This window comes from Streptomyces sp. NPDC037126 (assembly GCF_055605965.1).
In genome coordinates this window covers 33,535-47,047 of sequence record NZ_JBVJTD010000040.1, presented here as the reverse complement: position 1 = coordinate 47,047, position 13,513 = coordinate 33,535, and the positions used below count along the sequence as shown (strand labels likewise).

The 13,513-nt window shown below is 69.9% G+C and carries 13 protein-coding genes; 7 read left to right on the top strand and 6 right to left on the bottom strand.

Annotated features, from left to right (window positions below; translation table 11 throughout):
- The first annotated feature begins 164 nt into the window (after positions 1–164).
- Positions 165–1,013 carry an oxidoreductase gene (locus ACZ7FF_RS42050; protein ID WP_470819672.1) on the top strand — a complete coding sequence of 283 codons (849 nt, stop codon included), beginning with the start codon at positions 165–167 and terminating at the stop codon, positions 1,011–1,013.
- Positions 1,014–1,216: 203 nt separating this feature from the next.
- Here the strand turns inward: ACZ7FF_RS42050 and ACZ7FF_RS42045 are convergent, their stop codons facing one another.
- The gene (locus tag ACZ7FF_RS42045) at positions 1,217–2,191 is read right to left on the bottom strand and encodes an asparaginase (RefSeq protein WP_470819670.1); all 975 of its coding nucleotides are present in this window, start codon (positions 2,189–2,191) and stop codon (positions 1,217–1,219) included.
- 264 nt (positions 2,192–2,455) lie between these two features.
- On the opposite strand from ACZ7FF_RS42045, the gene ACZ7FF_RS42040 reads away from it, so the two are divergent.
- Positions 2,456–3,958, top strand: coding sequence for an ArnT family glycosyltransferase (locus tag ACZ7FF_RS42040; RefSeq protein ID WP_470819668.1), 1,503 nt, complete (start codon positions 2,456–2,458; stop codon positions 3,956–3,958).
- Positions 3,959–4,030: 72 nt separating this feature from the next.
- Here the strand turns inward: ACZ7FF_RS42040 and ACZ7FF_RS42035 are convergent, their stop codons facing one another.
- A complete protein-coding gene (locus ACZ7FF_RS42035; RefSeq protein ID WP_470819666.1) occupies positions 4,031–4,891 on the bottom strand; it encodes an SDR family oxidoreductase in 861 nt (286 codons plus the stop codon).
- A 71-nt stretch (positions 4,892–4,962) separates the two neighbouring features.
- Here ACZ7FF_RS42035 and ACZ7FF_RS42030 point away from each other — a divergent pair, with 71 nt between their 5' ends.
- From ACZ7FF_RS42030 to ACZ7FF_RS42015, 4 genes are all read left to right on the top strand, one after another.
- The gene (locus ACZ7FF_RS42030) at positions 4,963–5,463 is read left to right on the top strand and encodes a MarR family winged helix-turn-helix transcriptional regulator (RefSeq protein WP_470819664.1); all 501 of its coding nucleotides are present in this window, start codon (positions 4,963–4,965) and stop codon (positions 5,461–5,463) included.
- Between the two features lie 512 nt (positions 5,464–5,975).
- On the top strand, positions 5,976–7,496 hold the full coding sequence (locus ACZ7FF_RS42025; protein WP_470819662.1) for a catalase: 1,521 nt from the start codon (positions 5,976–5,978) through the stop codon (positions 7,494–7,496).
- Between the two features lie 153 nt (positions 7,497–7,649).
- Positions 7,650–8,228 carry a GNAT family N-acetyltransferase gene (locus tag ACZ7FF_RS42020; protein WP_470819660.1) on the top strand — a complete coding sequence of 193 codons (579 nt, stop codon included), beginning with the start codon at positions 7,650–7,652 and terminating at the stop codon, positions 8,226–8,228.
- 61 nt (positions 8,229–8,289) lie between these two features.
- Positions 8,290–8,550: a hypothetical protein gene (locus ACZ7FF_RS42015; protein WP_470819658.1), complete on the top strand. Its 261-nt coding sequence runs from the start codon at positions 8,290–8,292 to the stop codon at positions 8,548–8,550.
- 840 nt (positions 8,551–9,390) lie between these two features.
- Here the strand turns inward: ACZ7FF_RS42015 and ACZ7FF_RS42010 are convergent.
- The 3 genes from ACZ7FF_RS42010 to ACZ7FF_RS42000 all read right to left on the bottom strand — a co-directional run bounded on the left by ACZ7FF_RS42010 (position 9,391) and on the right by ACZ7FF_RS42000 (position 11,801).
- Positions 9,391–9,825: a VOC family protein gene (locus tag ACZ7FF_RS42010; RefSeq protein ID WP_470819656.1), complete on the bottom strand. Its 435-nt coding sequence runs from the start codon at positions 9,823–9,825 to the stop codon at positions 9,391–9,393.
- Between the two features lie 598 nt (positions 9,826–10,423).
- Complete coding sequence (locus tag ACZ7FF_RS42005) at positions 10,424–11,365, bottom strand: serine/threonine-protein kinase (protein ID WP_470819654.1); 942 nt, start codon at positions 11,363–11,365, stop codon at positions 10,424–10,426.
- A complete protein-coding gene (locus ACZ7FF_RS42000; RefSeq protein WP_470819652.1) occupies positions 11,337–11,801 on the bottom strand; it encodes a LacI family DNA-binding transcriptional regulator in 465 nt (154 codons plus the stop codon). Before ACZ7FF_RS42000 ends, ACZ7FF_RS42005 begins: the two co-directional genes overlap by 29 nt.
- A gap of 173 nt (positions 11,802–11,974) precedes the next feature.
- On the opposite strand from ACZ7FF_RS42000, the gene ACZ7FF_RS41995 reads away from it, so the two are divergent.
- Positions 11,975–12,283, top strand: coding sequence for a hypothetical protein (locus ACZ7FF_RS41995; protein WP_470819650.1), 309 nt, complete (start codon positions 11,975–11,977; stop codon positions 12,281–12,283).
- Positions 12,284–12,555: 272 nt separating this feature from the next.
- On the opposite strand, the gene ACZ7FF_RS41990 is transcribed toward ACZ7FF_RS41995, so the two are convergent.
- Positions 12,556–13,419, bottom strand: a complete 864-nt coding sequence (locus tag ACZ7FF_RS41990; RefSeq protein ID WP_470819648.1) for an LLM class flavin-dependent oxidoreductase — start codon at positions 13,417–13,419, stop codon at positions 12,556–12,558.
- Positions 13,420–13,513: the final 94 nt, after the last annotated feature.

The window sequence follows — 13,513 nt, the reverse complement described above, 5'->3', positions numbered from 1 at the left end:
CGGAGCGAGTAACTCCCACTCCTGATCGGTGAGTTCATGGCGACGTATCACCTGACCATGATCCACCACCCGGTGATCTTTGAAGACGGACCCTAACACAGGGAGCGCTCGCTCACTCCGGGGCGCCGGGCAAGCCCACCACCTAGGAGTCGTGATGTCGCCACATGCACGCTGACCCCACAGCCACCACCAAGGTGTGGTTCATCACCGGGACGAGCACCGGACTCGGCCGGGCACTGGCCCACGAGGTCATTGCCGACGGCGACCGCCTCATCGCCACCGCACGCGACCCCAAGACCCTCGACGACCTGGCCGCCCTCGCGTCCGACCGCGTCCGCGCGCTCGCCCTCGACGTCACCGACCCCACCGCGGTACGCGTCGCCGTGGACACCGCGCTCGCGGAGTTCGGCCGGATCGACGTCCTGGTCAACAACGCGGGCTACGCCCTGCGCGGAGCACTCGAAGAACTCTCCGACACCGAACTGCGCGAACAGTTCGACACCAACGTCTTCGGAGCGCTCGACGTCACGCGCGCCGCCCTGCCCGCCATGCGAGCCCAGCGTTCGGGCTGCATCGTGCAGATGTCCTCTGTCGGAGGCGTCACGGCCACCCTGGGCGGAGCCGCTTGCGCGGGGACCAAGTTCGCCCTCGAAGGTCTGTCCGAGGGGCTGGCCGCCGAAGTAGCCCACCTCGGAATTCACGTCCTCATCGTGGAACCCGGCCCCTTTCGCACCGACTTCACCGGGCGGTCCGTGCGCTGGGCCGATCCGATGGACGACTATCGATCCGTCCTCGACCCGGCCAAGCGGCAGTTCCTCGCCATGCACGGCACTCAGCCGGGCGACCCCGTCCGCGCGGCCCGCGCCATCATCGCCGCCACCCGGATGGAAAAGCCCCCGCTGCGACTGCCGTTGGGCGCCGACGCCGTGGACCGGATCCGCGAGCGTCTTCACGCACGACTGCAGGAAGTGGACACGACGGAAGCCATCGGTCGCCCCACCGACTTCGACTGACCATCCATCGCAACAGCCGCCCCGTTCGGGGCGTGATGGTGTCCACACCGCGCCAGCGGCAAGCGCACCTACGCCTGCCGCGCGCCGCAGCCGTGTGCTCTGGCAACGGCGTTGGTCCCGGCAGTCACGTGCGTGTCGGCGAGCGGCGGGCGGCGGGCGGCGGGCGGCGGGCGGCGGGCGGCGGGGGAGGGGAGGGGCGGGGCTCAGCCGCGCAGCGCGAACGCGTCCGTGATGGCGCGGGGTCCGCTCCCGGCGGCGAGCAGTACTCGGAGCAGGACCCGCGCCTTGTAGGGGTCGAGGAGCCCGCCGTCGATCAGCCCCCGTTGCCGGAGGTCCGACTCCGAACCGGGGGCGCTGTAGGTGTGCCGAAGCACTGAGCCTGCCCCGGTGCGGGAGGTCAGCACCACCGGCATCCGCTCGGCCAGCGCGCCGAGCCGGGGCGCGAGGACCCCCGGCACGTGACCGACGCCGAATCCGGCGACGACCAGACCCGCGTGAGTGGTCTCCAACCCGTCCAACTGGGCACCGTCGTCGTCCAAGGTGACCACGTGGAGGGCGACGCGGACCGACTCCAGCCGGGCCTGGTCGAGACCGGTCGTCAGCGGCTCGCGCGGGGGCGCGGCGAGAAGCATCCGTACGCGGCCCTCGACGACATGGCCGAGCGGGCCGGCGCTCGGTGAGGCGAAGGTCGCGGGGCTAGTGCTGTGTGTCTTGCGCACCCATCGCGCCGCGTGCACTTCGTCGTTGAGGACCACCAGAGCGCCGGTCCCGCGTGCTTCCGGCGCCATGGCGACGCGAACGGCGGCAAGCACGTTGGCCGGGCCGTCCGCCCCCGCCATGGCCGGCTGCCGCATCGCCCCCGTCAGCACGATCGGTTCCTCGTGCGGCCACACCAGATCCACCAGGAACGCCGTCTCCTCCAGGGTGTCGGTGCCCTGAGTGACGACGACGCCGTCCGCTCCCTCGGCCACCGCCCGCGAGGCGACGGCGACGGTGTCGAGGATCTGCCCGAAGGTGAGGCTTCCGCTCGGCACGGCCTGCGCGTCCCGGACGTCCACGGGCGCCAGTTCCTCCAGACCCGGTACGGCTGCGGTGATCTCGGCACCGGTCAGTCGCGCTCCCCGTGCACCGCCCGGTACCGAGATCGTCCCCCCGAGTGCCACCAGTACGACGCCCAACGCTCGCCTCCTCGCCTCTTGTTCACCGAACGCAGACGCGCCAAGCTACCAACCCGCACGGCACGGGCGATGCGGTGAGAGCCGGTGAAGACCGGCTGGGATGCCGCCGTTCGCGGAGATTAGTGCCGTATTCCTGGGGCCGCTCGCGCATCGGACCTTCAGCCGTTCAAGACGACTTGTGGGAGTCCGATGCTCACCGGCAGGGAGCGCCCCATCGGCTTCCGGGGCCTTCTCCGGCCCCGTCCGGGGTGTCAGAATGCCGACATGCACATGCGGGGGGATGCGCAGCCGGGCCTGCGGCCGTTCGCAGCCGGGCCGGTCGGGGGGATCGCGACGGCGGCCGCGGCGCTGCTGGTCGCGCTGTCGGGCCGCTACGGCTTCCACCGCGACGAGCTCTACTTCCTGCTCGCGGGCCGCCACCCTGCCTGGGGCTACCCGGACCAGCCTCCACTCACCCCGCTGCTGGCCAGGCTCGGCGCGGAGCTCTTCGGCTCCACCCCGACGGGCGTGCGGATCCTGCCCGCGTTGCTCACCGCGGTCACGATCACGCTCACCGCGCTGACCGCCCGAGAGCTGGGCGCCGGACGCGGCGGGCAGATACTCGCGGCGGGAGCCGCGGCCTGCTCGGGCTACACGCTCGGAATCGGCCACCTGCTCTCCACCGCGACCTTCGACCTGACGGCCTGGCTGGCGATCGTTCTGCTGACGCTCCGACTGCTGCGCACGGGCGAATTCCGCTGGTGGCCTCCGCTGGGAGCGCTGGTCGGGATCGCGCTGCTGAACAAGCTACTGGTGCTGGGCCTCTTGCCCGCCTTGGCGTTGGGTGTGCTGACGGCCGGACCGCGCGGCCTCTTCGTACCGCGTCCACGGGCTCTCCTGGGCCCGCTGACCGCAGTCCTCGCCGCGCTGCCCTTCGCCATCCCGACCCTGTGGTGGCAGGCCGTGCGCGGTTGGCCCGAGCTGACGGTGGCCCACGGAATCAGCGCCGATCTCGGAACCGGCGGGCGCCTGCTCGCCCTGCCGATGCAGCTGCTCCAGTTCTCGCCTGTGCTGGCACCCCTGTGGCTGACCGGGCTGAGCCGCCTGTCGCGCCGACCTGAGCTGCGCTGGGCCCGACCGGTCGCGGTGGCCTGGGTGGTGCTGTGCCTGCTGGTGCTGGCCGGCGGCGGCAAGGGGTACTACCCGATTCCGCTGCTGTACGCGATCACCGCCGCCGGCTGCGAGCCTTACGCCCACTGGCTCCGCGAACACCGCGCCCGGCTGACAGCCGGACTGCTCGCGGCCCTGCTCACCAGCGCCCTGGCCGCCCTGCCGGTGCTGCCCGCGTCGGCGCTGGCCGTGCCGATGGCCGTCGACCCCGACCTCGGCGAGGAGGTCGGGTGGCCGCAGCTCGTACGCGCCACCGCCACCGGATGGGAGGAGATCTCCGCCGCCCAGCGGGCCACCGCCGTGCTGCTGACCGCGAACTACGGCGAGGCCGGGGCCATCGCACGATACGGTCCTGCTCTCGGCCTGCCCGCGCCCTACTCCGGCCACATGGGCCTGTACGCCTGGGGCCCGCCGCCGTCCACCGCCACCGGTCCGGTGCTGCTCGTCCACCCTGCGGACCACCCCGAGTTGGAGCAGCACTTCACCGCCTGCCACACGGTGGCGCGCGTCGACAACGGGTACGGCACCGCGAACCAGGAGCAGCACGCGGCCGTGGTGCTCTGCGCGGGTCCGGACCGGCCCTGGCCCGTGCTCTGGCCGCTGCTGCGCCGGTACTGAACAGCCACGTTCGCGGGCGGCGGCAGCGTCGGCAGTGCGTTCAGGCAGCTGGTCCACCGGTCCACGTGGTCGTCAGGCGACCCAGGTCGAGGTGAGGGCCTGCACCGCGGAGCCGTCGACGTCGGCCAGCTTGGTGCCGACGAAGGTGCGGGCCCAGTCGGTGGTCTGGATCCGGAAAGCGGGCCGGTCGGTGTCGAGTGCCTCCATGACGGCCTCCGCCGCCGAGGCCGGGGTCTGGGCGCTGCCGTCGAGGAACTGCTCGGCGGTGCGGTTGATGTAGTGGCGAAGGGCGTCGGTGTACTGCCCGGCGTCGATGGCGGCATCGAGGTCGACGCCGATGTTGTTGACGAACTCGGTGGCCACGGCCCCGGGTTCCACGACGGACACGCTCACGCCCAGCGTGCGCGCGACCGGGGCGAGGCTCTCCATGTAACCCTCGACGGCGAACTTGGCCGCGCAGTAGGCCTCGTTGAACGGCTGGCCGATGACCCCGCCGACGCTGGTGACGGTGATCAGGCGGCCCCCGGTGGCGCGAAGGTGCGGCAGCGCGGCCTTGGAGACGTTCAGCACGCCGAAGAAGTTGACCTCCATCACGTTGCGGATGTCGGCCATGGAGTCGTTCTCCAGGGTGCCAAGGTGACCCGCGCCCGCGTTGTTGACGACGGCGTCCAGACGGCCGTAGTCGGCGATCACGTTGTCGATGGCGGCGGTGACGGACGCCTCGTCGGTCACGTCGAGCTGTCGGACGTCGAGCTCGACGCCTGCTTCGGCGGCGGCCTTGCGCAGTGCGCCGGCGCGGGTGGTGTCGCGGAGGGTGGCGACCGTACGCCAGCCGGCCCGGGCGGCGGCAACGGCGGCGGCGAGGCCGATACCGGAGGAGGTGCCGGTGATGAGGACGGTGCGGGGGGTGGTGGACATGGGGGAGCCTTTCACAGCCGTTTGTGTGCGTGCACACACAACATAGCTTTATGTGTGTGCGCACGCAACCCGTCTATACTCGATCCATGCCGAAGAAGCTGCCCCAGGCCGAGATGCCCGCCGCGGACTACGCCTTCTACGGGCTGGTCTGGGCGGGCACGGTGATGACCGAACGCGTGGACCGCGCCCTGATCAAGGCGCATGATCTCCCTGTTTCCTGGTTCGAGGTCATGTTGTGGCTGGCGTCCAGCCCCGAGCCCGTGCCCGCCTCCGTGCTCGGTAACAGCACCATGCTCAGTCGCAGCCAGGTCTCCCGGGTCGTGGATGCCCTCCAGGCCCGGGGGCTGGTGGCCCGCACGCCGTCGGAGCGCGATGCGCGGTCGGTCGAGGTCTCGCTCACCGACGAGGGACGCCGTGTCTTCGAGCAGGCCGACGCCACCCGCCGAGAGGTACTGGCACCAGTCTTCACCGACCTCCTCGACGAGCGCGACATAGAGGCCCTGGGCACGGTATGGCGCAAACTGAAGGCCGAGAAGGAGAAGCTGGCCCAGGAACCGACGATCAGGCCGTCCCGGCCACGCCACTGAACCGACGGCCGCGACGCCGACGGCCCGCAGGCGGGGCACCGCCGCGAACACCCGCGTCGGATCGGCGCCGGGGAGTGCCAGGCGACCACCGCTCACGTCGCCTACGTCACGGATGCGATCTTTAACTGTCCGTAGTCGGGGGAGGGGTCCTCAACGGGGCGGCGCTTTTGGCCCAACGCGGTGGGCACCCGGCCGACCGGCGGATCATCAGCCACGCGGAACTGCGGACGAGCGAACGCATGGTCACCTACGACGGTGCGCCGTCGAACTCGGTGAACGTGACCGATCAACGCCGCGGCGGCTTGCCCTTCGCTCATGGCCGATACCGGCATGCCTGGCGGTCGCGGACCACGGTGGGGGTGTTTACCTCGGCCCTTCTGGGTGACGCGACCTGTGGGAAACAAGGTGTCGGTCGGGAGTGCTCGAAGGACGGCAGTCACACCGCACCAAGTTGACGTCGGCACGCCCGAGGGGTGCGACGTCGCTGCTGACGCACCGCGAAAGGCAGAGTGATGACGGAGATCCGACCCACGACCACGACCGATTCCGGCGCCCCGGCGGAAAGCGACGAACACTCGTTGACCTTGGGCCCCGGTGGTCCGATCCTGCTGCAGGACGCCTACCTGATCGAGCAGATGGCGCAGTTCAACCGGGAGCGGGTTCCCGAGCGCCAGCCTCACGCCAAGGGCAGCGGCGCCTTCGGCTACTTCGAGGTGACGCACGATGTCAGTGCGTACACGAAAGCGGCGGTCTTCCAGCCCGGCACCCACACCGACCTGGTCGTACGTTTCTCGACCGTAGCCGGAGAGCGCGGTAGCCCGGACACCTGGCGTGACCCGCGCGGCTTCGCGGTGAAGTTCTACACCAGCGAAGGCAACTACGACATGGTCGGGAACAACACTCCGGTGTTCTTCGTGAAGGACCCGATGAAGTTCCAGCACTTCATCCGGTCCCAGAAGCGCCGCGCCGACAACAACCTGCGCGACCACGACATGCAGTGGGACTTCTGGACCCTCTCCCCGGAGTCCGCCCACCAGGTCACCTGGCTGATGGGTGACCGCGGCATCCCGCGGACCTGGCGCCACATGAACGGCTACACCTCCCACACCTACATGTGGATCAACGCCGCCGGCGAGCGGTTCTGGGTGAAGTACCACTTCAAGACCGACCAGGGCATCGAGTACTTCACCCAGGACGAGGCCGACCAGATGGCCGCGGCCGACACCGACTACCACACCCGGGACCTCTTCGAGCACATCCGGGACGGCGACCACCCCAGCTGGACCCTGTACGTCCAGGTCATGCCGTACGAGGAAGCCGCGGGCTACCGGTTCAACCCGTTCGACCTCACGAAGGTGTGGCCGCACGGCGACTACCCGCTCATCCAGGTCGGCCGCATGACGCTCGACCGCAACCCCACCGACAACCACGCACAGATCGAGCAGGCGGCGTTCCAGCCCAACAATTTCGTCCCCGGAATCGGACCGAGCCCGGACCGCATGCTGCTGGCCCGCCTGTTCTCCTACGCGGACGCCCACCGGTACCGCATCGGCGCCAACTACCAGCAGCTGCCCGTGAACGCACCCGTCGTCGACGTCCACAGCTACTCCAAGGACGGGGCGATGGCGTACCGGAACACGACGGACCCGGTGTACGCCCCGAACTCCAAGGGCGGCCCCGCGGCGGACACCGAGCGCTACGGATCCCCGCCCAGCTGGACGGCCGACGGCGAGATCACCCGCGCCGCCTATGTCTCCCACCCCGAGGACGACGACTGGGGGCAGCCCGGCACCATGGTGCGCGAGGTCATGGACGACGCCGCCCGTGACCGTCTGGTCGACAATGTCGTCGGACATCTCCTCAACGGAGTCAGCGAGCCTGTTCTGGAACGCGCCTTCGCATACTGGTCCAACATCGACGAAACCATCGGCAAGCGCATCGCCGACGGTGTCAGGGCCAAGGCGGACGAAAAGGACCCCAAGGCCGCCGAACAGAGCAACCCCGCCCGGAGGTCCATGCAGCGCAAGGCGTGAAACGCCAGGTCAGATCCGGGCTGAGGACGACTGACCCGGAGGGCCGCGGCGTTTTCCTCCAGGACCTGGAAGCGCGAGTCGGTCACGGCTCGGCTGAGACCCCATCTGAGGCGTGGGGCTCGGCCGAGCCTCGGGCTGGATAGGCTGCCGGTCATGAATGCGGCCACGACCAGCGGTGTGACGACCACCGAGCCCACCATCCTTGGCGCCATGGAGGTGACTTCCGATCCCGAGCTGGCGGCCCAGTTCGCGGAGTCGGCCCACCGGATCCTGGCGGACCTGGTCAGTGGCGGCGCCGCACTGGGTTGGGTCGAACCACCCTCGCGGGACGAGGTGTCGGAACTTCTCGGCCACATCATCTCTGCGGTACGAGCCGGAGATGCGGCCCTGAGCGCCGCCTACCTCGACCGTCGCCTTGTCGGGTTGGGGTACTGGCTCCGCTATGCCCGACCGACCCATCGGCCCCACGCCGACCTTGAGAAGATCGCGGTGGAGGCCGCGGCCCATGGTCGCGGCGTCGGTCGGGCGCTGACCGTCGCCCTGATCGCCGACGCCCGCGAGGCGGGAATCGAGGTCCTCACTCTGGACGCCCGAGGCGACAACGCCAATGCCCTCCACCTCTACCGGTCGCTGGGCTTCACCGAGTACGGCCGTCTCCTCAACTTCGTCGCAGTCGGCGAACGCCGCTACGACAAGGTCTTGTACATGCTGGACCTCCGCCGCCAAGGCTGACGACAGGACGGCTACGATCGTCCGGTCCCCGGAGCGACGGGGCCCGGGTAGGGAGCGGCGTGTGGCGGTAGGCAGACTTCAGGATGAGCTGGCCGACTGGACCGACTTCGACATAGCGGGCTTCCGGCTCGGGAAGATCTTGGGAGTATTTCCGGAGGACTGGCGCTTCGGCCGCGCCAAAGGGATGTTCTGGACGGCCGACCCTGTCGGCGAGATGCTCACCGACGTCCTCGATCGAATGGCCGAGTCCGGCGTGCTGCTGAAGAACGAGGACCTGCAGTTCCGGTGGAACGCAGATGAGACGAACAGGTTGGTCAGCTAGCACTCCAGCCCAGGCGCGCAAGGAGTCCGCGAGCACCTCGGCTACGTCCACGGGCAGGTCAAGCCATCCTCGGACATTCTCCGGGGGTACCGCACCCGCAGCTAACAACCCGCCTGCCCCTTCAACTCCGCCCAGGTGTAGCTGTCCACACCATCGTGAGGGCCGAACCTTGAGAGTTCTGAGCCGTCACTCCCCACTGCCACGATGAGTGGTCGTATCCCGCCGTGACCAGTGAACCGGGACTTCCAGACCACGATGAGCCGGCCGTGTCTTGGAACCTCGATCCGTCGGTCGCCGAGGAGGAGGTGATCCACTTCGGCTGCCACCTGTAATTCGTTGGACCCTACCCACGAGCTCGTCTCGATGAGGTGCGGATGTCGATGCTGCGGGCGGTCGGCATGGCTCAGGCAACCGGCGCCTCCACCGAGCTCGATCATGCCGCACTGGCCCGGCCGTCCCACCGCGAGCCTCTGCGCGGGCAATTCACCGCCCGAAGCGCTCCCACCGCCCGTGTACTGCCACCTCTTGCCGCAGCGTTCGATCAGTGCGGTATGCGTCTCCGCCTTCGCGGACCCGGGGCGCCACTCGAGCCAAAGGGCGCCGACACCCGCGTCCAAGTCGACGTCTCCCGACACCAGGGCCACCCAGCGGTGAGGCAGCCAACGGAGCTGCGCCACCTCGCCGGTGACCATGCGTCGGACCACCGCCGGGAGAACGACCCTCATCAGGCGGTCCATCCAGCGCATCCGACGGAGCTCCGCGCGAGTGAGCATGTACACACGGTACTCGGCGGCGCAGCAGTCTCGCGCGCCGCCGCGAGCGTGGCCAGAGCCCGGATGCTCAGTCGAGACAGAACTCGTTGCCCTCGATGTCCTGCATCACGATGCACGACTCGTTGACACCATCGGCTCGCAGTACACGCACGCATGTCGCACCGAGTGCGATCAGCCGCGCGCACTCGGCCTCAAGGGTGGCGAGGCGCTCTTCACCCACGAGCCCGGTGCCGACTCGCACGTCAAGGTGCAGCCGATTCTTGACGACCTTGCCCTCGGGTACACGCTGGAAGTACAGCCGCGGGCCCACGCCTGTGGGATCAGTGCAGGCGAACGCGGAACCCTGTCGCTCAGGCGGCAGAGAGCGATCGAAATCGTCCCACGTGGCGTACCCCTTCGGCGGCGGCGGTACGACGTACCCCAACACCTCGCACCAAAAGCGAGCGACGCGCTCGGGTTCAGCACAGTCGAAGGTGACCTGGAACTGCTTGATCGATGACATCGGCGCACGATAGCAGGGGGGAGGACGAACAGCGCTGGAGAGATACTTCGCCTGCCCAACCTCACCCTGTGGACGCCGACTTGAGCACCGTCAGCAGCATGCGGGCATCCCGTACCGTGGGGTGTTCCTCGCCGAGCTCGGCAGCGGCGTCGTTCACCACCTGCTCGGCGTGTGACACTCCGCCCGGCCGGGTCGGAGCCGAGCATGGCGTGGGACACCCGCAGGTGCAGCGTCAGGGGGTGGCGCGCGCCCAGCCGTGCCTGGGCCTCGTCGAGGAACGTGCCGCATCCACGACGCGTCTGCGCCATGGGCACCCCCTCCTGCTCACGCTCCCACCGAAGGACCCGGGCGGTCAGTTCCTCGGCCGCCACGTCGAGTGTCACCGTGGAGGCAGCGCCGGCATCACTGTGCGCCTCCGGCTCGGGTGCGGTCTCGGTAACTGTGGCCTCGACGGTCCGGGCAGCCTGCGGTACGGCCCACGTGGCGTCATCGGCGGCATGAGCCCGGGTGTACGCGAGCGTCGCGTAGTGGTGTGTGGCAGGCGCGTTGGCGTGCTCGGCGACGAGCGCCCGTGCCTGCTCCGACAGCGGCGGGGGGCCTATCCTGCCCCACCGGCACCGGGAACCAGCGCCTCGGCCACCTCTCCGGCCGTTGGCCGCCGACCGGGATCGGGGTGGAGACACGATCGGACCAGTGCCGCGAAGTCCTCGGGCAGCCGGGCGAGATCGGGCTTGCCGGCCCGGATGTGGGCGACCACGGACGGTATGTCCTGCCCCCACGGACTGCGCCCGAGAGCAAGGCGGGCGAGGACGGTGCCCAGGGAGAACACGTCACTGGCGGGTGTGAAAGTGCGCTGCTCCCTCAACTGCTCGGGAGAGGCGTACGGGTAGGTGCCGGTGAAGCCGCGCCGTGGTTCGGTGAGCCGCTCGATCTGGGCGATGCCGAAGTCGATGACGCGCGGGCCGTCCTCGGTCAGCAGCACGTTGGCCGGCTTGAGGTCGAGGTGCACGATGCCCTGGGCGTGGATGGCGCTCAGGGCGACGGCGATGCCCGCGCCCAGCGTGCGTACCAGGTCCGGTTCCAACCGGCCGCAACGCTCGACGAGTTCCTGCAGCGAGGGGGCGGCCACGTACGGCACCGCCATCCACGGCGTCGCACCCTCGGTGTCCGCGGCGATCACCGGCACGGTGAACCGGCCGTCGACCCGCTGGGCGGCGCGCACCTCATGGGCGAATCCCAGCTTGACCGGCGGAGCCGCGGCGAGGTGCGCGTGCAGCGTCTTGACCGCGACCATCAGCCCGTCGGGATCCTGACACAGGTAGACCCGCCCGAAGCCGCCCTCGCCGACGGGCTCCAACACCTCGTACGTTCCGAAGGTAGCCGGCCGGTCCAACCCGGTGGCGGGGCGCGCCCGCTTCATCGCCCGCCAGGCCCCGATGGCCTCGGCCTGCGCGTGCAGGGCGATCCGATCGCCCGTGGCCCGCACGGGGCCCTGCTCGGCCGCGTGCGCCTCACCCGTCGTGCGCTGCCCGTCCGGCACCACGACGACCCGGTTCGCCCGCAGCGAAGACGGTGCGGCGGTTGACGAGCACGAAGGGCGTGCCGTCCAGGGCCGGATCCTTCAGCGCGGCCCCGTCCAGATGCGCGTCACCAATGATGAGACCGTCCACCCGTCGGCCCAGGACCATACCGATCCGCTCGCGCTGGGTGGCGGGATCGTCGTGGGTGTTGGTGACGAAGGTGGAGAGTCCGCGCATGGTCGCCTCCTCCACCCCCTCGTAGATGGTGGCCACCACGATCTCCGATAGGCGAGGGAAGAGCACCCCGACCAGGTTGCTGCGCCGGGTCCTGAGGCTCGTGGCGTGCGGGTTGGGCCGGTAGCCGAGTTCGTCGGCCAACTCACGGATCCGGCGGGCCGTCTCGCCGGACGCCGCACGACCCTGGTCTCCTGACGGGCCGTTGAGAACCCGGGACACCGTCGAGACATGCAGCCCGAGCCGGTCCGCGATCCCGCGAAGACCTCTTGGGCGGAGCGAGGGTGGGGCCTGGTGGCGGTGGGGGACGAGGACCGCGCGGACGAAGCCTGACAACAGCCGAAAGATCACGCACAAGCGACCCGAGGCGAGCCCCCAGGATGCACAATGACCCCGTGAGGGGCAGGGATGAGGGTCCACAGATACCTGAGTACGACCGATACGAGGAGGAGGACGACGACCGTGACCGTTCACGACGCGGCCGGATCCTGCTCGCGGCTGTCGCGGTGCCGGTCGTTGGAGCCGCCGGGACCGAGGCCAGTGCGCTACGGGCGGTGCAGGACGGCCACGGCATCATGCACATCACCGCGGTTGTCGCAATGGCCCTCATCGCTTTCGTCGCGGTGTCGCTCGGCATCATCTGGGCCATCAACACGGTCGCGTCCCTGATCGGCAGGGCCGTCGACTGGCGCAGGACGCGCTGAGCCGGCTGCGCGGCACCGCATGGCCGCCCCGCTCCATGGCGGCCGTCCCCGGCCTCGGGATCGATCGAACCGAGGGACGCTGTCCGTGCGACTTCCAGCCTGGTACGAGGGTGTTGGCGAGTGCCCGTCCGGGTGCGGGGCGGCGTTCGACGCTGGTGGACGGCCGGCGGCGACGGCCCGCACCCATGGGGTCTGTCCACCTGGCCGGCGTCATGTGATTGCGATCCACCAGGGGGAGGGTGAACGCTTCCGGCGCCGTCTGCGACGGCCGATCAGATCGTTGGCGGACCCGCTTCGATGCGGCGGAGCACCGGAGAAAGGCGGTCCAGGTCGGGGCCGGTCTGGACCTGTCGCTCGTCCCACCAGGTGGCTCCGGCGTCGTGCAGGGGACCGATCACGTCCCTTGCCTGCACCGCGTCTGGGGGCGTGACACCGCCGAGCACCAACTCGAAGGGGCGCCCGGCCTCGGCTGTACGGTGCTTGCGCACGTAGCGGACCAGCTCGCGCACCTCCGCCACGTCCGGCACCTGACCGTGCCGGGCCGTCTCGAACAGCGGCACGGCGCCGTCCCACCGGGCGGCCCGCCGCATGGGTGCACGACGCGGCCAGAACCCGCCGACCCACACCGGCGGACGTGGCCGCTGCGGGGTGGCGGGCAGCAGTGTCACGTCCCGTACCTCGTAGTGTCGACCGTGATGGTTCACCGGCTCACCGGACCAGAAGCGGTCCAACAACTCCAGTCCCTCGTCCAGTCGTTCGGCGAGGACGCGTGGCTCGGCGGTGTCACCGAAGCTGCGGTATTCGTCCTCGACCGGACCGCCCAGGCCGGCGGCGAAGATCGCCCGGCCGCCGCTGAGTTGGTCCAAGGTGGCCACCTGGCGGGCCAGTTGCTGTGGACGGTAACGGGGGACCGGCGTGAGCAGTGTGCCCAGTCGGATCCGGGAGGTGGCCAGCGCGGCCGCGGTCAGCAGCATCCAGGGGTCTCCGAAAGGGCGCCCCTGGTGATACCGGTGCAGTACGTGGTCCCAGACGAAGAGCCCGTCCCAGCCGGCCTGTTCGGCGGCAGCCGCAACGGTCGCGACGTTTCGGGGGTCGGCGAAGTCACCGAAGTTCGGGATGTTCACGGAGAAGCGCATCCCAGCAGGATGCGCAGTCGGCCAGGAAGCAGCAACCGGATTCGGTCACCGACGACCGTCCGCCCTCGTGATGACAGTCAAGTCCGGTCGAGAG